Raw genomic sequence first — 24,855 nt, forward strand, 5'->3', positions numbered from 1 at the left:
GCATAATCGGACTAATGATTAACGCCATAAATATGCACAAAGGATAACAGTGTATGCAGCTTGAATTAATACAGGCACGCAACCGCGAGGGTGATATCAAAGGCAATATGGCGCAGGCAGTAATGCATATCGAACGTTGCAGTCCGCAAACACAGCTAGTGATTTTTCCGGAAACCTTTCTGACCGGCTTTGCCGAAAACGGCCATGTGGACGATCGCGCCCTGCGGCTGGACGGGCCGGAGATCGCAACGCTTAAGGCACTCAGCGTCCGGCGCGATATCGCCATCGCCATCGGCCTGCTGGAACGGGATGAACAGGGCGTCTTCAACACCACGGTTTTTATCACCCCGGAAGACGGCGTGGCGTTTAAATACCGCAAAACCCATTTATGGCCGGATGAACGCGCGCTGGTGCTGGCCGGCGATCGCCTGGTATGCGGCCTGTGGCGCGGCAAGCGGATCGGGCTGCTTATCTGTTATGACATTGAATTCCCGGAAACCGCCCGCGCCCTGGCCGCCATGGGCTGCGATCTGCTGGTCGTGACCAATGGCAATATGGATCCCTACGGTCCGGTACACCGCCATGCGGCGCTGGCCCGGGCGTTCGAAAACCAGATTTTTTTCGCGATGACCAACCGCGCCGGCGCCGGCGCCGGTTTCACGTTTGCCGGCGAAAGCGCGGTGGTGGATCCCTATGGCAACCTGCTCGGCGCGCTGGGCAGGCAGGAGGCGACGCTCAGGGTCACGCTGGATTTTACCCTGCCGGAAAAAGCCCGCAGCCAATATCACTATCTCAAGGACCGCCGGCTCATGTTATCCGGCCATATGGAAACCTGCCCCGACGGGCAACGCTGGTGGCCGCTTTAACGGCTTAACGTTCATTTTTTAAACTTGATGTTTAGTAAAACTAAACACACACGGGAGTTTTCCATGTCGGCATTTAAAAAGACGCTTACCACCGGTCATCTGGTGCTGTTCGGCCTGGCCTATATGACGCCGATTATCGTTTTGGGCACCTTTGGCGTGCTGGCGCAGATTACCGACGGCCATGTGCCCGGCGCCTATGTGCTGGCCCTGGTGGCCATGCTGTTTACCGCGTTTAGCTACAGCCGGATGGCCAACGCCTTCCCGGTGGCGGGTTCCGCCTATATGTACGTGCGCAATGCCATCAGCGATAACCTGGGCTTTCTCGCCGGGTGGGCGATACTGCTTGATTACCTGTTCCTGCCGATGGTGATCTGGCTTATCGGCGCGGTCTACCTCTCCTCGGCGTTTCCCGCCGTTGGGCAATACGTATGGCTGCTGGCGTTTATCGCCGTGACCACATGTATCAATATTATCGGCCTGAAAGTCGCCAGCGCCGTCAACAGCCTGCTGATGATAGTGCAACTGCTGGTGCTGGCGGCCTTTGTGGCTCTCGCGGTGCATTATATCTGGGGCGACGCGTCCCGGCCGTTCTGGAGCCTGGCGCCCTTTACCGCCGGCGGCGCCCATCTGCTGCCGCTGCTGGTCGCCGGCGCCGCCGTGGCCTGTTATTCCTTCCTCGGGTTTGATGCCATTACCACCCTGACGGAAGAAACCATCGACGCCAAACGCAGTATTCCGCGCGCCATTATGCTGATTACGCTTATCGGCGGCATTATTTTTATCGCGGTGTCCTGGTGCGTACAGCTGGCGCACCCCGGCGCGGCATTCGCGAATACCGACGCGGCCGCATTTGAGATTGCGCGCAATATTGGCGGCGATATTTTCGTCACCCTGTTTATGATTGGCCTGGTCTTCGGCCAGTTCGCCTCCGGTATCGCCGCCCAGGCCAGCGCCAGCCGGCTTATCTATACCCTGGGCCGCGACGGCGTGCTGCCCCGGGTCCTGGGCAGGCTGGGACGCTGTAATACCCCGGTGAACGCCATCCTGCTTTGCGCCGCGGTCGCCCTGCTCGCCTTGTTTATGAGCGTCACCACTTCCACGTCATTTATTAATTTCGGCGCTTTCCTGGCCTTTACCCTGGTCAATGTGTCCGTTATCAGCCACTACTTCATCCGCCAGCGCCGGCGAGACCCCCTGTCCACCCTGCTCTATTTGGTTTGCCCGGCGTTCGGTGCCGTCGCGACCTTATGGCTGCTGGTCAGCCTGGATAAAACCGCCATGATATTAGGCCTGATCTGGCTGGCGTTAGGCGGGCTGCGCCTGTACGGGTTTCGTCGCACCCACCGGCAGCCGGCGCCGGTATTACATTTTAACGGCGATGCCGAGTAACCAAGGCGCCGGCATTCTTTCGCCCCTGCCTGGGGATGTCGCCCTGGACACCATGGCACGCCATGGACTGGGCCGCCGGCCACAGCGCCAGCGCCATATCCGCCATGGCGTCAAGCGCAGCGAATCCGGCGCCGTCGCGTGCCTGGATGGACATCCCCTGCTGGATGCTAAAGTACATCCGCGCCAGCGCCGCGGTATCGATGCCGGCCGCCAGCTCCCGCTCCGCCACCGCCTGATCCAGCCGGGCGGTGAGCTTATCGATACCGCGCTGGCGCGATCGTTTCACCTGCTCGCCCAGCCGCGCGTTTCCTTCACCCGCCACATTCGACAGCGTCACCATACAGCCTGGCGGCCACGCGTCCCGGGTCAGGATACGCGCCGAGCATTTCAGCCATTCCCCCACCGCTTCACGCGCGGTCGGCGCGGTATCCAGCGGCGACCATATCAGCGGCGCGATAGACTTTTCGTAGCAGGCCACGGCTTCTAGGAACAAGTCTTCCTTATTGCCGAATGCGGCATACAGGCTTGGCGAATGAATGCCCATCGCCTGATAGAGTTCCGCCATCGACGTCGCGGTGTACCCCTTCTGCCAGAAGAGTCTCATTGCCGCGGCCAACGCCGCCTCGCGATCGAAACCCCTGGGTCGTCCTCGTGCTGCCATAACCTGCGCCTGCCCTCATTAATTATGTGTCGATCATTATAATAATACGCTTGATCTTCGGCGGCAATTCCGTTTAAGTTATTTTTGTATCGATTAACACATAAAGAGGAAGCGACCATGAATTCATTGCAAGGCAAACGCGCGCTCGTTACCGGCGCCAGCCGCGGCCTGGGCAAGGCCATGGCGATATCGCTGGCGCGGGCCGGCGCCGACGTGGCTATTACCTATGAAAAATCCGCCGACAAGGCCAGCGCGGTGGTAGCGGAGATTGAGCGGCTTGGCCGCAAGGGGCTGGCCATCCAGGCCGACAGCGCATCGTCCGGCGCGGTACGCGATGCGGTAAGCCAAACCGTGGCCGGGCTGGGCGGTCTCGATATCCTGGTCAATAATGCGGGCATCGCGCGCGGCGGCATGCTGGAGGATATGGCGCTTGAGGATATCGACGCGATGATTAACGTCAATATCCGCGGCCTGGTGGTCGCCACCCAGGCCGCGCTGCCGCACCTGGGGCAAGGCGGGCGCATTATCAATATCGGCAGTTGCCTGGCCGATCGGGTGCCGATGCCGGGCATTGCCGTTTATGCGATGACCAAGTCGGCCCTGTTGTCGCTGACCCGCGGCCTGGCCCGCGATCTGGGCCCGCGCGGCATTACCGTTAACCTGGTCCACCCCGGCCCCACCGACAGCGATATGAACCCCGCCGACGGCGAAGGCGCCGAGACCCAGCGCCAGTATATTGCGCTGGGCCATTACGGCAAGGCAGAAGACGTGGCGGCCGCGGTCACGTTCCTGGCGTCTCCGGCGGCGGGGCATATTACCGGCACCGGCATCAATGTGGACGGCGGTATTAACGCGTAGTCCTAGCCGTGGATGATGCCCTCCTGAGCCTCGCGCCAGGGCGGGACCGGCGAAAACCGTTCCCGCAGAAAACGCATGAACTGGCGCGTGCGCAGCGGCAACCCCTCACGCTGGTGGGTCAAGGCAATCACATTGGCGTCGGGGGTTTTCCAGGCCGGCATCAGGCGCACCAGTTCCCCTTTATGCAAGGCCTCCGCCACATCCCATTCCGAGCGCATGATAATGCCCAGCCCGCGCGTCGCCCACAGCCGGATAATATCGCCGTCGTTGCTCGCAAGCGTTGAGCGCACGCGCACGCTGCTGCTGGTGCGTCCGCGGGTAAAATGCCACAGCAGCACGTCTTCATTATTTTCACGCAGGGCGATGCAGGGCAGGCGGGCCAACTCTTCCGGCGAGCTGGGCTGGCCATGGTGGGCGATAAAATCGGGTGAGGCGCAGACAAAACGTCTGTTGGCGGCAATAGCATGGCCAATCAAACTGGATGACCGCAATTGGCCGATATGAATCACGATATCAAACCGTTCGGCGGCTTCAACCAGCGGGCGGTCCGACAGGGTAAGCGACATCTCGACGTCGGGATAGCGCTGCTGAAAATCCGCGGCCGCCGCCGCCAGGTAACGCCGGCCGAAGCCAAACGGGGCGTTGATTTTCAAGGTGCCGGCAAAACCGCTGCGCCGCTTATCCAGCTCATGCATCAGGGCATCGTACTGCTCCACTAGCTGTTTACCGCGCAGGCATAACAGTTCCCCTTCGCCGGTAAAACACAAGCCCCGTGCGGATCGGTCGATCAAGCGCACATTTAGCCGCTTCTCTATGGTCTGCAAACGCTGGGTCACCGCCGAAGGGGTCAGGCCCAGCTGATGGGCGGCGGCCACGAGGGTATCGTTATCGCGAATCGCCAGCAGCAGCTTCAGATCCCGCATATCGTGCATAGGACATTCCTGAATCTGGGATTAATAATGATAAATTATCATAGTCACCGCCCGTTACCATACTACTGTGACTAATATTGCCATCCTGCTAAATGCATGAATCAAGTATTAAGTAGTACTGAATCATAGATACAGAAAGATTCAATTTACTCCGCCAGCGGCGGTTTTTTATACTGTCACTATTCAGCCGGAGGACCTATGCCCGATATAAGCGCCACCATGGAAACCCCTTACCTGACGCTGGATGTTGCGCGTCTGGACAACAATATTCAGCGCATGCGCCGCCAGGTTGCGCCGTTTAACGTTACGCTGCGCCCTCATGTGAAGACCAATAAATCCCTTCAGGTCAGCGAGCGTCTTTTTGCCGGGGAAAAAGGCCCGATTACCGTGTCCACCCTGCGCGAGGCGGATTTCTTTTTCGCCGCCGGCTACCGGGATATTCTGTACGGCGTGGGAATTGCGCCGAATAAATTAGCCCATGCCGCCAGGCTTATCGGCGCCGGCTGCCGGTTGCTGCTGATCCTCGATAACCTCGCCAGCGCCCGCGCGCTGACGGCCTTTGCCGGCCGTCACCAGGTCGATTTCGCCGTCCTGCTGGAAATTGATTGCGACGGCCACCGTTCCGGCGTGCCGCCGGCGTCGCCCTTGCTTATCGATATCGCCCGCGTGCTGCAAAACAGCAGGGTGCGGCTGCGGGGCGTCATGACCCACGCCGGCGGCTCTTATCACTGCCGCTCCGCCGCTGCGCTGGCGCAGTGCGCCATGGATGAACGCGACGCGGTGGTCACCAGCGCCGATATGCTGCGCCGGGCCGGTTTTCCCATAGAGATCGTCAGTGTGGGTTCCACGCCCACCGCGCTGTTTGCCCGCGACCTTAGCGGCGTAACCGAAGTGCGCGCCGGGGTATTCGCGTTTTTTGATTTGGTGATGGCCGGACTGGGTGTCTGTCGTGCCGGGGATATTGCGCTGTCGGTGGCGACCACGGTCATCGGCCATCAGCCGGCCAAAGGCTGGACCCTTATCGATGCGGGCTGGATGGCCCTGTCGCGCGATCGCGGCACCGCGGCCCAACCCGTCGATCAGGGGTACGGCCTGGTGTGCGATAATCAGGGCAACCCCATCGCCGACCTGATCGTCGCCGACGCCAATCAGGAGCACGGCATTATCGCCTCCCGTTCCGGCGCGCGCGATCTGCCGGCGCTGCCGATCGGCACCCTGCTGCGGATATTGCCCAACCACGCCTGCGCCACCGCCGCGCAGTTCAGCGGTTATTACCTGGCCGATACCCAGCCGCCGGTATTCTGGCCGCGCATCAACGGCTGGTAGGCAATACGGGGCACGTCAAGGCGGACATCAGCGCCATCGCGCAACCAGACTAAGGCCAGGCAAGGAGAAACCCATGGACCAAACCGCTATCCAGGCAGGGGCACCCGTATTGCCGGTGGAGCTGGTGTTATTTGATTTGCTTACCGCCGTGCTGGACTCATGGACGGTATGGAACCGGGCCGCCGGGTCCGAAGACGCGGGGCGCGCCTGGCGCATGGCCTATCTGGGGCTGACCTACGGCTGCGGCGCCTACCGGCCTTATGAAACCCTGGTGGCGGAAGCCGCCGCCGGGGTCGGACTGGGTCAAGCCGCCGCCGGGGTCGGACTGGGTCAAGCCGCCGCCCGCCGCCTGGAGGAGGGCTGGCGCGATTTGCGTCCCTGGCCGGAAGCCGCGGGCGTGCTTAGGGCGTTAGCGCGGCATTACCGGCTGGGCGTGGTCACCAACTGCTCGCAGCGCCTGGGTCTGGCCGCGGCCCTCAGCGTTGGCGTGCCCTTTGATGTGGTGGTCACCTCGGAACAGGCCGGCTTCTATAAACCCGATCCGCGCCCCTATCAACTGGCCCTGGATATCGCCGGCGTCAGCGCCGACCGGGCGGTATTCGTGGCCGGTTCGGCCTACGATCTGTTCGGCACGGCCAAAGTGGGCCTGCCCACGTTCTGGCACAACCGGGTGGGACTGGCCGCCCCCGATGACGCCCCCCGGCCGGTGGCGGAGCTGGCGACGCTGGCGACGCTGGCGCAGGAGATAAGGCGGCGGCATTAAACGCGGCGCTGCCCTCTGAGTTTAACGAATAACACTAAAGCCCGCCGGATCCTGTAGCTCCACCCAATCTTCCAGCGCCAGTCCCGGCACCAGCGCAAATTCTCTGATATTATTGGTCACCAGCATGGCGCCGGGAAGCCTTCTGGCCGATTGTCCCGAAGCGCATTTCGGCGTAGGTGATGGCCGATACCACGATACGGTGATTACGCAGCACCCTCTGCTCCAGGTGTTTAAATCACTATATATAATTAACATTATAATTAAAATAATCTATCTATAACTTGCAAAAAATGAATAATGATTTTAAAAAATGGATGAACTTTACCGCCCACCCAACATCCAACCCTATATAAAAACACACCACAATAGTCTATTTTAAATAGCAGTATGCGAGCATTGCATTCCGGTTAGATTATTCTGGGTCATTTTTATTTTACTTAAAATAATTTTAAAGTGAATAATTGGCATAATTTTTTTAATTAACGCGTTTTTAATAAAAATAAATTTAACGAGGATATAAGATGAAAAAATTGCTTTGCATGCTATTACCAATCGTAACGCTTAGCCCACTCACGTATGCGCACACCACACATGAGTCAGTAAAGCTGAGGGAAAACGAGAGTGAGCGGATAAAAAGCTGTACCAGGCTGCTGCCTGACGGCCATGAGTACCTCATAGATATCAAAGTGGCGGTTGATAAAAAATCACCGGACAAACAGGATAAAATAACGAGGGAACTGAATATTAGCGACGAAACAAGCCAACCCGTCAGTCAGGACCGGCAAGAGCAAGTCAAACCTTTCCTCCAGTGTATGATCGATAATGTACTTTGATAGATAAAATGTGAAGACTTAGAGGGCCTGAATGCTAATCAGGCCCATTTCCGGCCATTGCGATTTCGGTAAGAGCGTTAACGGCACAGCCGGTAATATTGCCGCCATGCCTTCCTGGCCCAGGCGATAAGCGGGGCTGATTTTTTTGATCTGTCTCATTGTGATCGCAATTTCCCCACCATTTCCCCGGCAAAATCGGTAGAATTTTCGCCCCAAAGACGCCATCCGCTTAAGAGTTCCCCGTGCCGACAAGCCTGATCCGCCCCGAACGCCAGCTGTTCTCCTATCCGCTTTACTGGGCCGAATGTTTTGGCACCGCGCCCTTCCTGCCCATGTCCCGCGCGGAGATGGACCAATTGGGCTGGGACAGCTGCGATATTATCGTGGTCACCGGCGACGCCTATGTCGATCATCCAAGCTTCGGCATGGCGATAATCGGCCGCATGCTGGAGGCGCAGGGCTTTCGGGTGGGCATCATCGCCCAGCCGGATTGGCGCGGCAAAGCGGACTTTATGCGCCTGGGCAAGCCGAACCTGTTTTTTGGCGTTACGGCCGGCAATATGGACTCGATGATCAACCACTACACGGCGGATCGCAAAGCGCGCCATGACGATGCCTATACGCCGGGCAATCTCGCCGGCAAACGCCCGGACCGCGCCACGCTGGTCTATACCCAGCGCTGCAAGGAGGCGTTCAGCGATGTGCCGGTGGTGCTGGGCGGCATCGAGGCCAGCCTGCGCCGTATCGCCCATTACGACTACTGGTCGGATACCGTGCGCCGCTCGGTACTGGTGGATGCCAAGGCCGATATGCTCATTTACGGCAACGGCGAGCGTCCGCTGGTGGAAGTGGCCCACCGCCTGGCGGCGGGAGAGCCCATCGCTGATATCAACGATGTGCGTAATACCGCCGTACTGCGTAAAACAGCGCTGCCCGGCTGGACCGGCGTCGATTCCACGCGCCTTGATGCGCCGGGGCGTATCGAGCCCATGGTTAATCCTTACGGCGACGACCTGCCCTGCGCCACCCGGACGGTAAACGCCGGCGACGCCCGGCCGGTAAGCGTGCGCGCGCCCAAACCCAAGCCATGGGAAAAAACCTACGTCCTGTTGCCCTCGTTTGAAAAGGTCAGGAACGACAAGGTGATGTACGCCCATGCCTCGCGCATCCTGCATCATGAAACCAATCCCGGCTGCGCCCGCGCCCTGATGCAAAAACACGGCGACCGCTATGTCTGGATCAACCCGCCGGCCATTCCGCTGCTGACCGAAGAAATGGACTCGGTATTTGCCCTGCCTTACCAGCGCGTGCCGCATCCGGCCTATGGCAATACCGCTATCCCGGCCTACGATATGATCCGCTTCTCGGTGAATATTATGCGCGGCTGCTTTGGCGGCTGCGCGTTCTGCTCGATTACCGAACATGAAGGCCGCATTATCCAAAGCCGCTCGGAAACCTCCATTACAAGGGAAATCGAGCAAATCCGCGACAACGTGCCGGGCTTTACCGGCGTGATCTCCGATCTGGGCGGCCCCACCGCCAATATGTATATGCTGCGCTGCCAGGCGCCGCGCGCCGAGCAGACCTGCCGGCGGGCATCCTGCGTCTATCCGGAAATCTGCCCGCATATGGATACCAACCACGAGCCGACCATCAAACTTTATCGCCGCGCCCGGGCGCTTGCGGGCGTCAAGAAGATCCTGATCGCCTCGGGCGTGCGTTACGACCTGGCGGTGGCGGACCCGCGTTATATTAAGGAACTGGCGGAGCATCACGTTGGCGGTTATTTAAAGATTGCGCCGGAGCATACCGAGGCAGGTCCGCTGGCCAAGATGATGAAACCGGGCATGGGCAGCTATCAGCGCTTTAAGCAGCTGTTCGATACCTATTCCCGGCAGGCCGGCAAGGAGCAATACCTGATCCCCTATTTTATCGCGGCGCATCCCGGCACCCGCGACGAGGATATGGTGAACCTGGCGCTGTGGCTGAAGAAAAACCGCTTCCGGCTGAACCAGGTGCAGAATTTTTACCCCTCGCCGCTGGCCAGCGCCACCACCATGTATTACAGCGGTAAAAATCCGCTGGCGAAGGTGGATTATAACAGCGAAGAGGTGGTGATCCCGCGCGGCGAGCGCCAGCGGCGCTTGCATAAAGCGCTGCTGCGTTATCACGACCCGGCCAACTGGCCGCTGATACGCGAGGCGCTGACGGCAATGGATATGAAGCAGCTGATCGGCAACCGCAGGGAGTGCTTGATTCCGCCGGCCACCGTGGATGAGCTCAGGACGGGCAAAAAGCGGGATCGCAACGCTCAGCCGGCGTTAACGCGATTTACGGGGATGGGGGCACAGGCCGCGGGCAAGCCGGCACGCTCGGGTGGCAAGGCGCCCGGGCGAGGGAAAAAAGCAGGATAAGATCGTGCGCTGTCCGTTTAATCGATAATTGCAGCCGCCATCGCAAAGTGGATAGGGTAAATTAAATGATTTAATCGAGAAATTTAATGCGATGACTTAAGAGCCTAATAACTCATTAGGCCCTTAAAAAATTATTTATTCCCAACCCAACTGGGATTCATCGGTACGTTAGGCATGGGCGTACTAATAGGCATATGATTCGCGGCCCTGCCTAACACATCGGTGGCAACCGCAATTCCGACGCCTACAGGAGTGGGAATAGCCCGCATAACCGTTGTTCCAATGCCTATTCCTAAAGGCAATAAACCATTGGTATTGTAATTAGTATTGCCCACGGGATTGGGTTGATTGCAGGCTGGGTTAGGGGTAATACCAAACGGTGGTCTGATCATAATTATCTCCTTTTGTAAAAAAATGTTAATGAAATTCCATTTATTTATAATCTCACCAATATCAATAAGGTTTAATTCTTAAAAACATTAAGTGTGCAAAAGCAGCAATGAATAAACTTATGAAAAAAATAGTTATAAATACATCAAATGACATAATCAACTCAGGCGACGATGAGCTATAATTTCTGATAAAATAAGTAATAAAAAACAGGGTCATACATATGGAAAATACATTTATAAAATTAATCGTTTTATTTAATTCGGTTTTATTCTTAAAGTAAAATCCCATTAATGATACTGAAAGTATCAACACGATCAATGACATTGTTTCTCCAGCGGTCAGCGCATGAGGTAACCCTAATGTTTATCCTTCAAAAAGTCAATATAGACAATACACAAGTTCGCCATGGTTTATTCAACAATATTTTTCAAGCACGCTCACATCATAACGATGACCGTTTAAGTGAGCGTGCCTTTTGAATCGCTTTACTGGGAACTATTCTCTTTTAGTAATTCAGTTAGTTCATTAATAGAATAGGGCGGTTTGCGCCGATGCAGCATAGCATGGCAATTCGGACATACGGGGCGCAGATCTTCAACGGGGTCGAGTTGATACTCCGCCCCAATCCCAGCCAGCGGCTTGAGATGATGGACGTGGATAAAACCTTTGCCGACCTCCCCATAGACCTTGGCAAAGTTAAACCCGCATACGGCACAAGACACGCCATGTTTATCGATGCACAGCCTGCGCGCCTGGGGGTTGCGTTCATAGATATTCACTGAAATGGTTTTAGTGGCGCCTTCATAGAACTTTTCCGGCTCCACCTCTTCTTGCGCCAGCACCTCAACGCGTTGCTCTCCCGATTGTAGAAACCCCCATAGGATTTCAACCGGTCGTATATCGCGCACCTGTATCGCCTTGGCGTTGCCCGCGAAGGTGAAGGGGGAGCGATCGTCTGTGCGATAAAAGATGAAATTATTGCCTATTCCATCCCGCATTGATTTGATGGAAGGCTGATTGATATGGGAGTCGGTCTTGCCATACCACAACAGATCATCCCCAACGAATCTATTGCCATAGTTATGGCCCGTACGCCCCGGCATGCCGATATTACAAAAGATAAACCAATCCCCATCGTACTGGGTATAGCCGGTATTCCAACTGCCTTTTTGCTTTTCTACGGGAATACGGCACAGGGTATAAAGATCATTTTTGGTATAGCTATTCCCTACTACAAAATCATATGTTGCCATTCCACTTTCCTGTTTGCATGACTGCAATCATTAATTTGCTTATAATCAATGATTACATATTACTACATATGATTTTGATTCTGGAACTATTATTACACCGACATCAACGTAACGCGCTGTCGTTTCCTCGCCTTTATTCGTTGGGGTGACGTCCCGCTACCCGGCCCGACTGGCCTTACGATCGGCGGTGCACTGCCCGACCATGAGTCCGCGATGCAGGTGGGTGATGGATTAATCGGCGGCGGGAATATTTCCGGCCAACTCAGCGACAATCGAGATAGTATGACCGCGACATAAAATTCCAGGACGGATATTAACGAGCCTCCAGTCTGGCATTTATGCATGCAAAAAATATTTTCACAGCATACAAATATTGTATAAGTTCTCTTTATACATATTTTGTATAAAACGGAAATATACCTATTGTGTATAAAAAAGCGATATCAACCTGAATCCCCGGGACGTTTAACATAAGTTCGTACAGCGCCCTTGTTGTTGAGACGTCATCCAAGGGCAAATGAGCAATAAAAAGGGCCGTCGCCGGCCCTTATTCAGTATGTCCGGCGGAGCGATTACACCTCGCGCTCCTCCACCGCCACCTTCTTCCTGGCGGCAAAGTTATAAATCACCAGCAGCACAAATACCCCGGTTATCGCCATGGTAATGGTGCCTCGGTCCATAAAGCGCGCCATGTTGCCCAGCATAATCCCCACCACGCCAAAATCGGTATCCGAGAAAGTGGTGTTGGCCAGGCCCATGGCGCCGAGCACCGGCAGCAGCGCCACAGGCAGGAAGGTGATTAATACACCGTGGGCAAAGGCCCCTGCCATGGCGCCGCGCCTGCCGCCGGTGGCATTGCCGAACACGCCGGCGGTGGCGCCGCAGAAAAAGTGCGGTACTACGCCCGGCAGGATTAATACCCAGTGCAATTGCCCGAGGAAAAACAACCCCACCAGCCCGCCGATAAAACTGAAAATAAAGCCCAGCAGCACGGCATTGGGCGCATAGGGATAGACAATCGGGCAGTCCAGCGCCGGACGGGCGTTAGGCACCAGCCGTTCCGAAAAGCCGGTAAAGGCCGGAACAATCTCCGCTAAAATCAAGCGCACGCCCTGCAGGATAATAAACACGCCGGCGGCGAAGGTTATCGCCTGCACAAATGAATAGACCAGATAGTTTTGGCCATGGCTGAACTGGCTTTCGACATATTCCCGGCCCGCTGAAATCGCCAGAATAAAATAAATAATCATCATGGTGATGGAGATCGAGATGGTACTGTCGCGCAAAAAACTCAGGTTTTTCGGCATGTTCATCTCTTCGGTGGATTTAGATCCCTTACCCACCAGCGAGCCTATCCAGCCGGAAAGAACATAACCCACGGTGCCGGTATGGGCCAAAGCCACCTGGTCGTTGCCGATGATCTTGCGCATATACGGCTGGGCCATCGCCGGAAAAATCGCCATCAGCAGGCCCAGCGTCAGGGAACCGGTATAAATCAGCTGCACGCCCGTAAATCCGGCCACCGACAAAATAATCGCCACCATACAGGCCATATAGAAGGTGACATGGCCGGAAAGGTAAATGTATTTCAGCCGGGTAAAGCGCGCGACGATAATGTTGGCGACCATGCCGAAAGCCATAATCAACGTGGTCGAGGCGCCATATTTTTCCAGGGCGATGGACACCATGGCTTCATTGTTGGGGATGATGCCCTGCACATCAAAGGCATGCTTGAAGATATCCCCCAGCGGCGACAGGGAACCGACCAGGACCGATGCCCCGCCGGCCAGCACCAAAAACCCCAGGATGGTTTTGACCGTGCCCTTGATGACGTCGGGAAAAGGCTTTTTCTGGGCGACCAGGCCGAACAGCGCCACCAGTCCGACCAGGATAGACGGCACCTTGAGCACGTCGACCACGACCAGTAAAAGGTTTTGTATAAACATAGCAACCTCAGCGGTAAGATGTATAACCTGTTATTGTTTCTGAAAATATTCGCTTATCTTGGTTTCCAGCTCTTTGATATCAATGATGCTGTTGACAATAATAAGCTTGTTTTCAGGTAGGTTGGCGCTATAGGCGATATCCCGGCCCATAACAAACACATCGGCCGCGTCCGGTGTTACCGACCCCAGATCCGAATGTTCAACGTCCGCGGAAATGTTCAGGTTTTTCAGGACCTTCTTGATATTCATTTCCATCATAAAACTGCTGCCTAAGCCTGCGCCGCACACCGCCATAATTTTCATGCTTCACCTCGTTGGTCATAGTGAATAAGTGTCGATACTCAGTTAAAAACTGTTCACGATCTTGATTAATTCCGCCCGATCCCGCGCGTTAAATACGCTCGCCATCACGTCGTCATCCGACAAAAACTCCGCCAGTTGGGCAATCAGCTCCACATGGCTGTTGCCGTCAGGCGCGGCGAACATCACTACAAAATCAACCGGATCGTTTTCCTGCGCGCCAAACACCACGCCCTCGCGCAGCTTGAGGATGGACAACCCCAGGCGGTTGGCGCCTTCCTCCGGCCGGGCATGCGGCATGGCGATACGCGGCGCGATAACAAAATAAGGGCCGATGGCCTCTTTTTGCTTGATGATGTTCGCCACATAGTCCGCGGAAATAGTCCCGTCCTGTAACAGCGGCTCGGCCACCCGTGTGATGGCCTCCCGCCAGTCGCCGACGGCGTTGACATACTGGATGCGATCTTCATTTAACCATGTTGATAAAGCTGGCATATTTAACCCATTCAATTGATTGACCTTGCATTCGCCGGCGCGCGTTAAGCCGTAAGCAGCGCGCGGGCGGCCGCCAGGGCATTATCTTTCGTAAAGCCGAAATGCCCGAACAGCACCGCCGCCGGCGCCGACTCGCCAAAGCTGTTCATACCGATAACCTTGCCGTCCAGTCCCGCATACCCTTGCCAGAATCCGGCGATACTGGCTTCAATCACCAGACGTTTACGCACCGCGATGGGCAGCACGCTTTCGCGCCAGGCCGCGTCCTGTTTTTCGAAGCGTTCAACGCAGGGCAGGGAGACCACGCGTACCCGCCTGCCTTGCTCCGTGAGCCCGGCGGCGGCATAAACAGCCAGCTCGATCTCCGACCCGCTCGAGATAATGATAAGTTCAGGAACACCGTCGCAATCGCGCAGCACGTAGCCGCCCCGGGCGATATCCGCCAGTTGTCGCGCGTTCCTGGGCTGCTGCTCCAGCGGCTGGCGGGTAAACACCAGCGCGCTGGGACCGTCGTTACGCTCGATGGCCTGCTGCCAGGACACGGCGGCCTCGACCTGATCGCAGCCGCGCCAGGTTTCCATATTCGGCGTCAGACGTAATGCGGCGAGCTGTTCCACCGGCTGGTGCGTCGGCCCGTCCTCACCTAAACCAATGGAATCATGAGTATAGACAAAAATGCTGCGTATCTTCATCAGCGCGGCCATGCGTACGGCGTTGCGGGCGTATTCCATAAACATCAGGAAGGTGCCGCCGTAAGGGATAAAACCGCCGTGCAGCGCCACGCCGTTCATCATCGCCGACATGCCGAATTCGCGCACGCCATAGGAGATATAGTTGCCCGAGGCGTCATCCGGCGTAATATCGCGCGCCTGGCCGTGGCGGGTTAAATTGGAGGGCGACAGGTCAGCCGATCCGCCCAGCAGTTCCGGCAGCCATTGGATAAACTGGTCAAGCGCTTTCTGGCTGGCCTGGCGGGTGGCCAGGTTGGCCGGGTTAGCCTGCAGCCGGCGGATATACTCCTGGCTGTTGGCATGCCAGTCCGCCGGCAGGATTTTCTGGCTGCGCCGTACTAAGCCGGCGGCTTCTTCGGGGTATTCCCGGCGATAGCGCGTAAACAGCTGTTGCCATTCCGCCTGGGCGGCGGCGCCTGTTTCGCGCGCGTCCCAGTGGGCGTAGATATCCGGCGGGATCTCGAACGCGGCATGGGTCCAGCCCAGGGTTTGCCGGACCAGCGCCACTTCCGCCGCCCCCAGCGCCGAGCCATGGCTGTCATGGCTATCGGCCTTGTTGGGTGAACCGTAGCCGATGGTGGTCTTGCAGCAAATAAGCGTGGGCCGGTGTGGTTCATTTCTGGCCTGTTCCAGCGCCGCCGCCACCTGCCCGGGGTTATGGCCATCGATATCGGCGATGACCTGCCAGCCGTAGGCGCGGAAACGGGCCGGGGTATCATCGCTAAACCAGCCGTCGACATGGCCGTCGATGGAGATATTGTTGTTGTCCCAAAGCGCGATAAGCTTGCCGAGTTTAAGGGTGCCGGCAAGCGAACAGGCTTCATGCGAAATCCCCTCCATCAGGCAGCCGTCGCCCATAAATACATAGGTGAAATGGTCAACCACCGGAAAACCTTCCCGGTTAAACTGCGCGGCCAGCGTCTTTTCCGCCAGGGCCATGCCCACCGCGTTGGCAATGCCCTGGCCCAGCGGCCCGGAGGTGGTTTCCACCCCGGGGGTATAACCGTATTCGGGATGCCCCGGGGTTTTGGCATGCAGCTGGCGGAAATTGCGTAAATCCTCGATACCGAGGTCATAACCGGTCAGATGGAGCAGGGAATACAGCAGCATCGAGCTATGGCCATTGGACAGCACAAAGCGGTCGCGGTTAATCCACTGCGGATCGGCCGGGTTGTGTTTTAAAAACTTCCGCCATAACACAGTCGCCATATCCGCCATGCCCAGCGGCGCGCCGGGATGTCCCGAGTTGGCCTTCTGCACGGCATCGATGCTCAGAAACCTTATGGCGTTCGCCAGCTGCTTCTCTTCCACGATTTTCCCCTATCCGACTGAATCCATGAACCTTATGTGGTGCTGCCAAGCCGAGGGGATTGCCCCTGAGCTTGAAACGCAGACGATAAAAACACACAGAATCCATAGCAGTATGTACATGTTGAATTTGTATAGTCATCTTTAGAATGCACCTGGACGTGACTATACACAAGAGGTAAGCTTGCAAAGATGAGCAGACAGGATGGCTTTACAGTAAAGCTGTTAACTTGATCACATTTATCATGCACATCGTGCCGGCTGGTGGACTTCTGTTACCCGCTCCGGAAACTATGCCTTTGGTGTGCGCAATCTGATAACGCGGCGGAAGATGACGAGATGACCGACAATATTACGGAAAAACAAAAAGAGGTTATCGACTATATCCTCGCTAAAATAAAGGAAGCGGATCTGCAGCCCGGGGATAAACTGGACACGGAAATAGCCATTGCACGGGCGCTATGCCTCACCCGCGCCACGGTGCGCGAAGCCACCCGCATCCTTATCGATCAGCGCCGGATTTATCGCATCAAGGGGTCGGGTATCTATATCGGCTCCATTGGTAAAAATAATCAATCCGGCCGGTTCCATGCGCTGTCTCCTTTTGATTACCAGGCGCAAAAAGGCGGCCATCGCGCCGGCCGCAAAGTGATTTCCGCCAGTATTGTCGCCGTTCCCGACGCCGCGATGGCACAGGCGTTGCGTATTAAAAACAGCGATTCGGTTTATAAAATACTGCGGCTGATGAGCTTCGACGACATTCCGGTTTCGCTGGAGTATATCCATTTCCCGGTATCTCTGTTTAATTCAATAGAGTTTAAAGAGCTGGAAAATTCCAAATATTCTTATATCGAGCGGATTACCGGGAAAAAGGTTTATAAACGTGATCAAAATTTTCATGCATTTAATGCTACTGATCTGGAAATGATCAAACATATGAATATAAAACCAAATGACGCCATGATGGAGTTATATGAGGTCGTGTATCTGGATGACGGTACGCCTTTTGAAGTGAATATCGCCATCGTCAATACCAATATGCTGCACCTGAGCCAGGTATCGGTACGCGGCGATTGATAGCCGGCCGTAGCGGCATAAGATGACTGAGACAGCGTCGCCGGCATAAAAACCCCCGCATATATTCCTGCTTTGTATAATGGCCGGGCCTTAGTAAACGTCGCCCGGTGACGTTGCGCGCCCAACCGCACAAATAGTTTAAATGAGTTATTGCTCTATTTGCGCAAAAATAGCATTAAAAGCTTATTGCGTCGCCACGATATTATGAAAATCACCACCGTTATAATCACATTTAAATAGCGATTTTTTTCGCTGATATGTAAATTATCGCCGTATTTTTCCGTGCCAACAGAAGCGGCGGCGATAAAAATATTCGTCATATCATCAGGTTATGTATTTTTTCTATTAATGCGTACTAATTAAAATAATTAATTAATAAAAATATCTTGCAACTATTTTTACTTATTAGATCATATGTGCAATAAGTCATTTTTATCGCTAACGGTTATTATAAACAGGCTAAGATTAAGGTAGACTTCCCGTACGGCAAACTGCCGGGTTCTGAACAAAGGGGTGACCATGGCAACAACCGCCAGGCTTGAAGCCCGTATTCCGCTGGCGCTTCACGCGTTAATCAAACATGCCGCCGACCTGCAGGGAATCACCATGACGGACTTTATCATTACCGCCACCCATGACGCCGCAAAACAGGCGATAGAAGAAGCGGCGGTACTGCAATTGGCGATGGAAGATCAGCTGCGGTTCGCCGAGACATTGCTGGAGGATCGTAAGACGCCGGCCGGACTATTGCGCGCCATGGGCCGGCGCAGGGAGTTCGGCGGAAGATAATGCGCGCGCTGACCTTTACGCTGCTCGGTGACCAGCATAATAAAACGGATTTTGACTGCGGCGTCCCCTGCCTGAATCTTTATCTGGCGAAATATGCCGGCCAGGAAAACCGCGAACGCTTTACCCAATGTTATGCGGCCGCGGATAATAATAATAACGTGCTGGGCTTTTACACCCTCTCGTCCTACGCCGTGAATATCAATGCCCTGGCGGCATCCGCCACCCAAAAACTGCCGCGCTACCCGACCGTGCCCACCGCCCTGCTTGGCCGGCTGGCGGTCGATATTCGTTATCAGGGTAAAGGCCTGGGCGGCTCGCTTATCGTCGACGCCATCGTTAATACCCTTAACTCCGCCATAGGGGTCTGGGCGATTAACGCGCAGGCAAAACATCCCCGGGCCAAGGCATTTTATATAAAATATGGTTTCTATTCTTTTGAAAAAAATGAGCATGCCTTGTATTTACCGTTAAACGGCGATATCACCCGCGCTCTGTCTTCCTTACATCGGCATTAATGCACCTGTACGCCCCGCGTGCGGAATAAAAATTGTTTATGGCCGGCCGATTCCCTCATATTGTCCTTAGCGGTGTGGGCAAGTCGCCCGATGAAATGCTATGGTAAAGATGTACCCCGGCATTCCATAGCCGCCGTTAAGGTGAGATGTTACACCGGCTTCCCGTTGGGAACGTCCGCAAGGGCCCTGATCATGCTGACAAACCTGAGTCATGACGAAAAAAAACGATTGGCGGCCATTGAGCTGCTGAAAGCGGATGAGCATGATCGTGACGAAATACTGGGCAGGATGACCCGGCTGACCGGCAAGACGCTGGGCATCGCCACCAGCTTTATCGCTATCCTCGACGGCGATACCCAGTATTTAAAAGCGCCCTACGCGCTTCCGGCGCCGGTGACGGAAACGCGGCGGGAAGACGCATTTTGCCTGACCGCCGTGGCCGCCGACGATATCACGGTCTGCGCCGATATGCGCCTGGACCCCCGGTTTCGCGATAACCCGTTTGTGCGGGGCGAGCCTTATGTCAGGTTTTACGCCGGCGCGCCGCTGCGGTCGCGGGACGGCGTGATTATCGGCACCCTGTGCCTGATTGATATCCAGCCCCGTCTCTTTACCAGCGAGCAGATCGCGACCTTGCGCATTATGGCCGGGCTGGTTTCGGCGTTCCTGGAAGCCTGGCATAACATTGGCTATATCGACGCGGTGACCCTGCTGCCCAACCGCCAGCGGTTGATGAACGATCTGCGCCTGTTGCAAACACCCGGCGCGGTCAGGCGCTATCGCCTGATGTTGTTTGACTGTATCGATATGCCCTTCGCCTATGAAATCGCCCGTTCCCTGGGCATGACGGTGGTGGAGGATATGCTCAGGGATATGGCCACCCTGCTCAGGCTGAAACTGGAGTGGCATGATACGCTGTATAGCGTCGCCACCGGACGGTACGCGGTGATTATGGACGATGACAGCCCGATACCGCCCGCGGAGCTTAACGACCATCTGGCGGGGCTTAGCGCCCATATCAACACGCAAATCAACATTGACCTGCATATTTCAGCGGGTTATGTCGGCTTTGCGCCGGGTGAGCTGGATCCTACCGAAATCCTGCGCCGGGCGGTAAGCGCCCTGCATGACGCCATCGGCCGCAAAAAACGCGTCATGGCGTATGACGCCGCCAGCGACGCCCGGCAAAAAGAGGATTTCCGGCTGCTGAATGATTTCTACCCGTACCTGCATGGCAAACCCGGCTTGTATCTGGTGTTCCAGCCCAAAATCGCCTTACGCAACGGGCGGGTAACGGGGCTTGAAGCCCTGATCCGCTGGCAGCATCCGGCGCTGGGCAACATCACCCCCGACCGGTTTATCCCGCTGCTGGAAAAAACCACCCTGATGGCCGCGCTGACCGACTGGGTCATCAACGCGGCCCTGGACCAGGTTAAGCAATGGTCGGCAAAAGGGATACATTTGCCGGTTTCCATTAACGTCGGCGTCAGCGATTTATCCCGGCCGCATTTTGCCGATGCGCTGGCGGAAAAAATAACGGCGCACGGGCTGCCGCCCGCGCTGCTGGGCATTGAATGCCTGGAGACGGAAAGGGTGCTGGAAAGCGCCGAGGCGCTGCACGGCCTGGAGAGGTTAAAACAGCGGGGCTTTACCATTTCGCTGGATGACTTCGGCACCGGCTACAGCAATATCGGCTATCTGCGCAAAATGCCCCTGGATATCATCAAACTCGATCGTTCCCTTATCAAAACCCTGACCACCGACAAGGCCAGCCATACTATCGTCAGCCATGTGATCAGCATGCTTAAGGCGCTGGACTATACCGTGCTGGCGGAAGGCGTCGAGGACGCCGGCACATTTACATCGCTGCGCGCGCTGGGCTGTGATGAAGTCCAGGGCTTTTATCACTCGCCGCCGCTGACGGCGGCGCATCTGGAAACCTGGCTGGGGCATTATCAAACGGCGCACGGTTAATCCCGGCGTTTGCCCGCCGACGGGGCGGCCCGGTCAGGATTTTGCCGGCGCCGTGCTGTCCCTGACGGCTAATAGCGTCGGCAGGAGGGTGGTGGCGAACGGCGCGCCCGGCTGCGCCATGCGCTTTAGCAGGGCCTCGCCCGCCAGGCGGCCCAGTTGCCGTTTTGGCTGATCGATGGTGGTCAGCCCCTGCGCGCGCAGCGCATACAGGCCGCCGACACCCAGCTTGAACGCATCGTCAAAACCGGTCACCGAGATATCGTCCGGTACCCGTAAGCCGCGTTCATTTAAAAAAGCGATGATTTCCAGGGCGACAAAGTCATTGGGCGCCAGGATGGCGGTGGGCGGCGGGGCGCACGCTAATAAAGCCGCCGCGGCCAGTCGCCCGCTTTCCCCCTGGTAGGACCCCGCGATAATAAATCCCTCCGGCACGGGGCAGCCCAGGCGCGCCATTTCCCGGATAAAACAGGCCCGCCGCTCCTGGGCGGTAGAGGACGCCGCCGGACCGGCCACATAGGCCATGCGGCGATGCCCCAGCGCGTAAAGATGCTCCAGCAGCTGCGCCACCCCCATGGCGTTATCGGGGCCGATATAATCGCCGAACAGGGGGTCGGGCCGGCGATTGACAAAGACGCAGGGCGGGCCCGCCTGCAGCAATGCGAGCGCTTCATCCGCGACGGTCTGGGATATGAGGATAAGCCCGTCCACCTGGCGGTCCAGCAGGGAACGGATTAAGGCGCGTTGCTTAGCGACGTCCTCATCGGTGTTGCACAGAAACAGGGTGTAGTTGTCCACGGATACCGCTTCGTCTATGCCCTTGACGATCTCGGGAAAGATGGGATTGGTGATATCGGCAATCAGCACGCCGATGGTGGCGGATTTCTGGGTGCGCAGCGCGCGGGCGATGGCCGAGGTGCGGTATCCCAGGCGTTCGGCGGTATCATGGATAAGCTGCCTGCGCTGGGGATTGACGTATCCCTTGCCGGACAACGCCCGGGCCACCGTCGCGCGCGAGAGGCCGCATTCGCGGGCGATATCCAGCAGCGTCGGGCGTTTGGCCGCCGCCGTGATGGTAGTGATGTTCTTCATTGCGCCTTCTTCCCGCCGGCCCATAGGTTTCCTCCCGGGTTATACACTGGTTAACGATGTTAAAACTGGGATCGATCTCACAGCCAGCGCTCGCAAAGCCCGATAATTTATAAACCAGGTCGCCGCCGTCATGACCACGTGCTTTACCGCCGGGTATTCACCGCAGAGCGACGCTTCATCCGCCCCGTTGGGCGTTTTTTTTCATTATATATGAGATCGATCTCATATACGATTCATAACCTGCCGGGCTGACGATGGACGGGCGATAAGACGCCGGATAAGGGGGGATAGTGAGCCGCACGACAAAACTGACTACGCTTGAAACCGCGGTGCATACCGTGAGGGACGGGCAGCGCATCGCCCTGGGCGGGTTCGCCATCTACCAGCGGCCCATGGCCCTGACGCGTGAACTGGTCCGTCAGCAACGGCGCAACCTGACCATTGTCGGCATCGTTAACGCCATTGAGGCCGATTGGCTTATCGGCGCCGGGGCCGTGGCGCGTATCGAGACCTCCTATGTCGGGCTGGAAAAATTCGGCCTGGCGAAAAATTTCCGCCGGGCGGTGGAAGCCGGCCGGCTGGAGGTGGTGGATTATCCTGAACTGTTGGCCTGGGACCGCTTTCGCGCCTCCCAGGAAGGGTTGCCGTTCTGGCCGTGCACCTTTCTCGGCGGCAGCGGCGTGGCGCAATACAATGCGGATATCGTGCCGTTCACCTGCCCCCTCACCGCCGCTCAGCTTTGGGCGGTGCCGCCCGCCCGGCCGGATGTGGTGCTGGTGCACGCGCCGATTGGCGACGAATACGGTAACGTGGCGTTTCACCGGCGCAAGATGTTGCCGCAAAGCGTGGATATCACCTTAACCCGCGCCTGCGATACGGTGATTGTCAGCGTGGAAAAAATCGTCACCCCGCGGGAGCTGCAAAAACAGCCGCACCTGGTGGAAATCCCGGCCTTTCGCACCACGCATATCGTCGAGGCGCCATTTGGCGCGCACCCTACCTCGCTGCCCGGTATTTACGACTGCGACGACGCGACCTTCGCGGAATATGTGGCGGCCAGCGCGACGCCTGGGCAATTCGCCGCCTGGCAGGACGAAACCCGGGCGTTGACGCCGATGGGCTGGCTGGAGCGCATCGGACTGACGCGCCTGCTGGCCCTGCGCAATACGGAGCTGCCCGCATGAGTGCGAATGACTGTACGCTTGAGGAAATCATCACCATTACGCTCGCCAGGCGCTTTCGCGACGGCGAAGTGGGTTTTACCGGTCTTGCGACCGGCGGCGCGGCCGCCCTGTATATTACCGGCATTCCCCTGGCCGCCATGGAATTTGCCCGCCATACCCATGCCCCCAATTTAACCATCCTGCTGGCCGGCTGGTGTATTAATCCCGATTTTTCCGCCCTCAGGGCGCTGCCCACCGCGGAATTCGACACCCGCTTGCAGGATCTGCCCTGCGAGGCGCAAATGCAAAGTTACCCCGGTCACTACGCCGTACGGCGCGGGGATGTGGATTTCGGTTTCGGCTCCGGCGTGCAGGTGGACCGGCAGGGCAATATCAACAGCACCTGCATCGGCGATTATCGCCGCCCGGACGTGCGCCTGGTCGGCTCCATCCTGCTGCCGGAGCATATGACCTGCTTCGGCCGCGAATACCTGATGATGCCCCATCACCAGGCGCGCAGCCTGGTCGGGCAGGTGGACTATGTGTCCGGCGTCGGTTATCCGGGCGGCCGGGACGGGCGCCGGGCCCTGGGCCTGAACCACGGCGGGCCGGAATGGATAGTGACGCCGAAATGCATTTTCGCCTTCGACGACATTTCCGGCCACGCGCGGGTGGTCAGCATCCATCCCGGCATCGACCCGGACGACGTGCGGCGCAGCACCGGGTTCCCGGTGTCCGTTGCGGACGCGCCGGTCACCCCGCTGCCCACCCGCGAGGAGCTCGCCATTTTGCGCCGCCGGGTCGACCCCCATCACGTGCTGATCCCCCATGGGCGGGGAAGCGGCTCCCCCACGGCATACTGCGCCACCACACGAGGAACGCCATGAAATCCAAACTGACCACCCTACCCGACGCGGTGTCCCGTATCCCCTCGGGCGCCACTGTCGCCCTGGGCGGCTCGCTGCTGCGCCGCCAGCCGATGGCGTTGGTGCACGAACTGATCCGCCAGGATATTACCGGCCTGCATTTGCTGACCTGGGCGACCACGCTCGCCACCGATATGCTCGCCGCCGCCGGCGCCATCCGGCGCTGGGAGGGCATTTACGCCGGTTTCTTCCGCCACGGGCTGGCGCCCAATTTCCGCCGCGCGGTGCAGGACGGCGCGATCGAGACCCATGATTATTCCGAATCCGCCTTCGTGGCCCGCTTTCGCGCGGCGGCCATGGGGCTGAGCTTCCTGCCGTCGAAAGCCCTGCTGGGCACCGGCATGCGCGCCGGCAGCCCGGAGGAAATCAAACCTATTACCTGTCCGTTCAGCGGCGACACCTACCTGGCGCTGAAAGCGGCGGAAACGGATTTTACCCTGCTGCACGGCTATGTGGCCGATGAATATGGCAATGTGCAGTGGCCGGTGGTGCGCGACAGCGATGACATCGATCAGATGATGGCTTGCGCGTCCAGGCGCCTGATCGTTACCGTGGAGAAAATCGTGCCCCATGCCGAAATATGCCGGCGCCCGGCGCTGACCTACATTCCGCACACCCTGGTGGAGGCGGTGATCGAAACGCCTTACGGCGCGCATCCCACCGCCACCGATGGGTTTTATAACGAAGACGAGGCGGCGCTGAAAGCCTGGCTGGCGGCGGCAAAAGAGCCGGACGGGCCGGCGCGGTACCTGCGCGACTATATTCTCGCCACCCGGGATCGCGCCGGCTATCTGGACAAATTCGGTTCCCATACCGCGCTCAGCGCCTTTGACGTCGCCAGGGAGATATAAGCT

The 24,855-nt window shown here is 57.3% G+C and carries 23 protein-coding genes and 1 pseudogene; 14 read left to right on the forward strand and 10 right to left on the reverse strand.

The window, feature by feature from the left end; translation table 11 throughout:
* The first annotated feature begins 53 nt into the window (after nucleotides 1–53).
* Nucleotides 54–866: a carbon-nitrogen hydrolase family protein gene (locus ABUK12_RS14165; RefSeq protein ID WP_410012462.1), complete on the forward strand. Its 813-nt coding sequence runs from the start codon at nucleotides 54–56 to the stop codon at nucleotides 864–866.
* Between the two features lie 63 nt (nucleotides 867–929).
* On the forward strand, nucleotides 930–2,255 hold the full coding sequence (locus tag ABUK12_RS14170; RefSeq protein WP_410012463.1) for an APC family permease: 1,326 nt from the start codon (nucleotides 930–932) through the stop codon (nucleotides 2,253–2,255).
* Here the strand turns inward: ABUK12_RS14170 and ABUK12_RS14175 are convergent.
* Nucleotides 2,236–2,916: a TetR/AcrR family transcriptional regulator gene (locus ABUK12_RS14175; RefSeq protein WP_410012464.1), complete on the reverse strand. Its 681-nt coding sequence runs from the start codon at nucleotides 2,914–2,916 to the stop codon at nucleotides 2,236–2,238. The two genes, ABUK12_RS14170 and ABUK12_RS14175, sit on opposite strands and share 20 nt — an antisense overlap.
* A gap of 117 nt (nucleotides 2,917–3,033) precedes the next feature.
* On the opposite strand from ABUK12_RS14175, the gene ABUK12_RS14180 reads away from it, so the two are divergent.
* Nucleotides 3,034–3,774, forward strand: a complete 741-nt coding sequence (locus ABUK12_RS14180; RefSeq protein WP_410012465.1) for a 3-oxoacyl-ACP reductase family protein — start codon at nucleotides 3,034–3,036, stop codon at nucleotides 3,772–3,774.
* A 2-nt stretch (nucleotides 3,775–3,776) separates the two neighbouring features.
* Here the strand turns inward: ABUK12_RS14180 and ABUK12_RS14185 are convergent, their stop codons facing one another.
* Nucleotides 3,777–4,706, reverse strand: a complete 930-nt coding sequence (locus ABUK12_RS14185) for a LysR family transcriptional regulator (protein ID WP_410012466.1) — start codon at nucleotides 4,704–4,706, stop codon at nucleotides 3,777–3,779.
* Nucleotides 4,707–4,904: 198 nt separating this feature from the next.
* Here ABUK12_RS14185 and ABUK12_RS14190 point away from each other — a divergent pair, with 198 nt between their 5' ends.
* Nucleotides 4,905–6,032 (forward strand): alanine racemase, encoded by a 1,128-nt coding sequence (locus ABUK12_RS14190; protein WP_410012467.1) that lies wholly within the window; start codon nucleotides 4,905–4,907, stop codon nucleotides 6,030–6,032.
* A gap of 73 nt (nucleotides 6,033–6,105) precedes the next feature.
* Nucleotides 6,106–6,795: an HAD-IA family hydrolase gene (locus ABUK12_RS14195; protein ID WP_410012468.1), complete on the forward strand. Its 690-nt coding sequence runs from the start codon at nucleotides 6,106–6,108 to the stop codon at nucleotides 6,793–6,795.
* A gap of 21 nt (nucleotides 6,796–6,816) precedes the next feature.
* Here the strand turns inward: ABUK12_RS14195 and ABUK12_RS14200 are convergent.
* A pseudogene (locus ABUK12_RS14200) lies at nucleotides 6,817–7,027 on the reverse strand (hypothetical protein); the annotation flags it as partial.
* Nucleotides 7,028–7,316: 289 nt separating this feature from the next.
* Between ABUK12_RS14200 and ABUK12_RS14205 the strand changes: the two are divergent.
* Together ABUK12_RS14205 and ABUK12_RS14210 are read left to right on the forward strand one after the other, a co-directional pair.
* The gene (locus tag ABUK12_RS14205) at nucleotides 7,317–7,628 is read left to right on the forward strand and encodes a hypothetical protein (protein WP_410012469.1); all 312 of its coding nucleotides are present in this window, start codon (nucleotides 7,317–7,319) and stop codon (nucleotides 7,626–7,628) included.
* A gap of 242 nt (nucleotides 7,629–7,870) precedes the next feature.
* Nucleotides 7,871–10,042, forward strand: a complete 2,172-nt coding sequence (locus ABUK12_RS14210) for a YgiQ family radical SAM protein (RefSeq protein ID WP_410012470.1) — start codon at nucleotides 7,871–7,873, stop codon at nucleotides 10,040–10,042.
* A 131-nt stretch (nucleotides 10,043–10,173) separates the two neighbouring features.
* Here ABUK12_RS14210 and ABUK12_RS14215 read toward each other — a convergent pair whose 3' ends face one another.
* From ABUK12_RS14215 to tkt, 6 genes are all read right to left on the reverse strand, one after another.
* On the reverse strand, nucleotides 10,174–10,434 hold the full coding sequence (locus ABUK12_RS14215; protein ID WP_410012471.1) for a hypothetical protein: 261 nt from the start codon (nucleotides 10,432–10,434) through the stop codon (nucleotides 10,174–10,176).
* Between the two features lie 486 nt (nucleotides 10,435–10,920).
* Nucleotides 10,921–11,688, reverse strand: a complete 768-nt coding sequence (locus ABUK12_RS14220) for an HNH endonuclease (protein WP_410012472.1) — start codon at nucleotides 11,686–11,688, stop codon at nucleotides 10,921–10,923.
* Between the two features lie 572 nt (nucleotides 11,689–12,260).
* Nucleotides 12,261–13,634 carry a PTS ascorbate transporter subunit IIC gene (locus ABUK12_RS14225; RefSeq protein ID WP_410012473.1) on the reverse strand — a complete coding sequence of 458 codons (1,374 nt, stop codon included), beginning with the start codon at nucleotides 13,632–13,634 and terminating at the stop codon, nucleotides 12,261–12,263.
* A gap of 30 nt (nucleotides 13,635–13,664) precedes the next feature.
* Nucleotides 13,665–13,937 carry a PTS sugar transporter subunit IIB gene (locus ABUK12_RS14230; RefSeq protein WP_410012474.1) on the reverse strand — a complete coding sequence of 91 codons (273 nt, stop codon included), beginning with the start codon at nucleotides 13,935–13,937 and terminating at the stop codon, nucleotides 13,665–13,667.
* Nucleotides 13,938–13,979: 42 nt separating this feature from the next.
* Nucleotides 13,980–14,429, reverse strand: a complete 450-nt coding sequence (locus ABUK12_RS14235) for a PTS sugar transporter subunit IIA (RefSeq protein WP_410012475.1) — start codon at nucleotides 14,427–14,429, stop codon at nucleotides 13,980–13,982.
* A 44-nt stretch (nucleotides 14,430–14,473) separates the two neighbouring features.
* Nucleotides 14,474–16,474 (reverse strand): transketolase, encoded by a 2,001-nt coding sequence (gene tkt / locus ABUK12_RS14240; protein ID WP_410016655.1) that lies wholly within the window; start codon nucleotides 16,472–16,474, stop codon nucleotides 14,474–14,476.
* Between the two features lie 333 nt (nucleotides 16,475–16,807).
* Between tkt and ABUK12_RS14245 the strand changes: the two genes are divergently transcribed.
* The 4 genes from ABUK12_RS14245 (at nucleotide 16,808) to ABUK12_RS14260 (ending at nucleotide 20,823) form a co-directional block, all read left to right on the forward strand.
* Nucleotides 16,808–17,545 (forward strand): GntR family transcriptional regulator, encoded by a 738-nt coding sequence (locus ABUK12_RS14245; RefSeq protein ID WP_410012476.1) that lies wholly within the window; start codon nucleotides 16,808–16,810, stop codon nucleotides 17,543–17,545.
* Between the two features lie 519 nt (nucleotides 17,546–18,064).
* Nucleotides 18,065–18,334 carry a DUF1778 domain-containing protein gene (locus ABUK12_RS14250; RefSeq protein WP_410012477.1) on the forward strand — a complete coding sequence of 90 codons (270 nt, stop codon included), beginning with the start codon at nucleotides 18,065–18,067 and terminating at the stop codon, nucleotides 18,332–18,334.
* On the forward strand, nucleotides 18,334–18,849 hold the full coding sequence (locus ABUK12_RS14255; RefSeq protein ID WP_410012478.1) for a GNAT family N-acetyltransferase: 516 nt from the start codon (nucleotides 18,334–18,336) through the stop codon (nucleotides 18,847–18,849). The genes ABUK12_RS14250 and ABUK12_RS14255 overlap by 1 nt, the downstream gene beginning before the upstream one ends.
* 192 nt (nucleotides 18,850–19,041) lie before the next feature.
* A complete protein-coding gene (locus tag ABUK12_RS14260) occupies nucleotides 19,042–20,823 on the forward strand; it encodes an EAL domain-containing protein (protein WP_410012479.1) in 1,782 nt (593 codons plus the stop codon).
* Nucleotides 20,824–20,856: 33 nt separating this feature from the next.
* On the opposite strand, the gene ABUK12_RS14265 is transcribed toward ABUK12_RS14260, so the two are convergent.
* On the reverse strand, nucleotides 20,857–21,912 hold the full coding sequence (locus ABUK12_RS14265; RefSeq protein WP_410012480.1) for a LacI family DNA-binding transcriptional regulator: 1,056 nt from the start codon (nucleotides 21,910–21,912) through the stop codon (nucleotides 20,857–20,859).
* 290 nt (nucleotides 21,913–22,202) lie between these two features.
* Here ABUK12_RS14265 and ABUK12_RS14270 point away from each other — a divergent pair, with 290 nt between their 5' ends.
* From ABUK12_RS14270 to ABUK12_RS14280, 3 genes are read left to right on the forward strand one after another with little or no spacing between them, the layout of a single operon-like run.
* Nucleotides 22,203–23,096 (forward strand): CoA transferase subunit A, encoded by an 894-nt coding sequence (locus ABUK12_RS14270; protein WP_410012481.1) that lies wholly within the window; start codon nucleotides 22,203–22,205, stop codon nucleotides 23,094–23,096.
* Nucleotides 23,093–23,962 (forward strand): hypothetical protein, encoded by an 870-nt coding sequence (locus tag ABUK12_RS14275; protein WP_410012482.1) that lies wholly within the window; start codon nucleotides 23,093–23,095, stop codon nucleotides 23,960–23,962. Before ABUK12_RS14270 ends, ABUK12_RS14275 begins: the two co-directional genes overlap by 4 nt.
* Complete coding sequence (locus ABUK12_RS14280; protein ID WP_410012483.1) at nucleotides 23,959–24,852, forward strand: CoA transferase subunit A; 894 nt, start codon at nucleotides 23,959–23,961, stop codon at nucleotides 24,850–24,852. Before ABUK12_RS14275 ends, ABUK12_RS14280 begins: the two co-directional genes overlap by 4 nt.
* Nucleotides 24,853–24,855: the final 3 nt, after the last annotated feature.

The sequence above is a fragment of the Sodalis sp. C49 genome (assembly GCF_046352915.1).
Classification (GTDB): Bacteria; Pseudomonadota; Gammaproteobacteria; order Enterobacterales; family Enterobacteriaceae; genus Acerihabitans.

Bases quoted from the DNA above. Each gene is read 5' to 3' on its own strand.
- ABUK12_RS14165 (WP_410012462.1), top strand. From the start codon at position 54: ATGCAGCTTGAATTAATACAGGCACGCAACCGCGAGGGTGATATCAAA.
- ABUK12_RS14170 (WP_410012463.1), top strand. From the start codon at position 930: ATGTCGGCATTTAAAAAGACGCTTACCACCGGTCATCTGGTGCTGTTC.
- ABUK12_RS14175 (WP_410012464.1), bottom strand. From the start codon at position 2,916: ATGGCAGCACGAGGACGACCCAGGGGTTTCGATCGCGAGGCGGCGTTG.
- ABUK12_RS14180 (WP_410012465.1), top strand. From the start codon at position 3,034: ATGAATTCATTGCAAGGCAAACGCGCGCTCGTTACCGGCGCCAGCCGC.
- ABUK12_RS14185 (WP_410012466.1), bottom strand. From the start codon at position 4,706: ATGCACGATATGCGGGATCTGAAGCTGCTGCTGGCGATTCGCGATAAC.
- ABUK12_RS14190 (WP_410012467.1), top strand. From the start codon at position 4,905: ATGCCCGATATAAGCGCCACCATGGAAACCCCTTACCTGACGCTGGAT.
- ABUK12_RS14195 (WP_410012468.1), top strand. From the start codon at position 6,106: ATGGACCAAACCGCTATCCAGGCAGGGGCACCCGTATTGCCGGTGGAG.
- ABUK12_RS14205 (WP_410012469.1), top strand. From the start codon at position 7,317: ATGAAAAAATTGCTTTGCATGCTATTACCAATCGTAACGCTTAGCCCA.
- ABUK12_RS14215 (WP_410012471.1), bottom strand. From the start codon at position 10,434: ATGATCAGACCACCGTTTGGTATTACCCCTAACCCAGCCTGCAATCAA.
- ABUK12_RS14220 (WP_410012472.1), bottom strand. From the start codon at position 11,688: ATGGCAACATATGATTTTGTAGTAGGGAATAGCTATACCAAAAATGAT.
- ABUK12_RS14225 (WP_410012473.1), bottom strand. From the start codon at position 13,634: ATGTTTATACAAAACCTTTTACTGGTCGTGGTCGACGTGCTCAAGGTG.
- ABUK12_RS14230 (WP_410012474.1), bottom strand. From the start codon at position 13,937: ATGAAAATTATGGCGGTGTGCGGCGCAGGCTTAGGCAGCAGTTTTATG.
- ABUK12_RS14235 (WP_410012475.1), bottom strand. From the start codon at position 14,429: ATGCCAGCTTTATCAACATGGTTAAATGAAGATCGCATCCAGTATGTC.
- ABUK12_RS14245 (WP_410012476.1), top strand. From the start codon at position 16,808: ATGACCGACAATATTACGGAAAAACAAAAAGAGGTTATCGACTATATC.
- ABUK12_RS14250 (WP_410012477.1), top strand. From the start codon at position 18,065: ATGGCAACAACCGCCAGGCTTGAAGCCCGTATTCCGCTGGCGCTTCAC.
- ABUK12_RS14255 (WP_410012478.1), top strand. From the start codon at position 18,334: ATGCGCGCGCTGACCTTTACGCTGCTCGGTGACCAGCATAATAAAACG.
- ABUK12_RS14260 (WP_410012479.1), top strand. From the start codon at position 19,042: ATGCTGACAAACCTGAGTCATGACGAAAAAAAACGATTGGCGGCCATT.
- ABUK12_RS14265 (WP_410012480.1), bottom strand. From the start codon at position 21,912: ATGAAGAACATCACTACCATCACGGCGGCGGCCAAACGCCCGACGCTG.
- ABUK12_RS14275 (WP_410012482.1), top strand. From the start codon at position 23,093: ATGAGTGCGAATGACTGTACGCTTGAGGAAATCATCACCATTACGCTC.
- ABUK12_RS14280 (WP_410012483.1), top strand. From the start codon at position 23,959: ATGAAATCCAAACTGACCACCCTACCCGACGCGGTGTCCCGTATCCCC.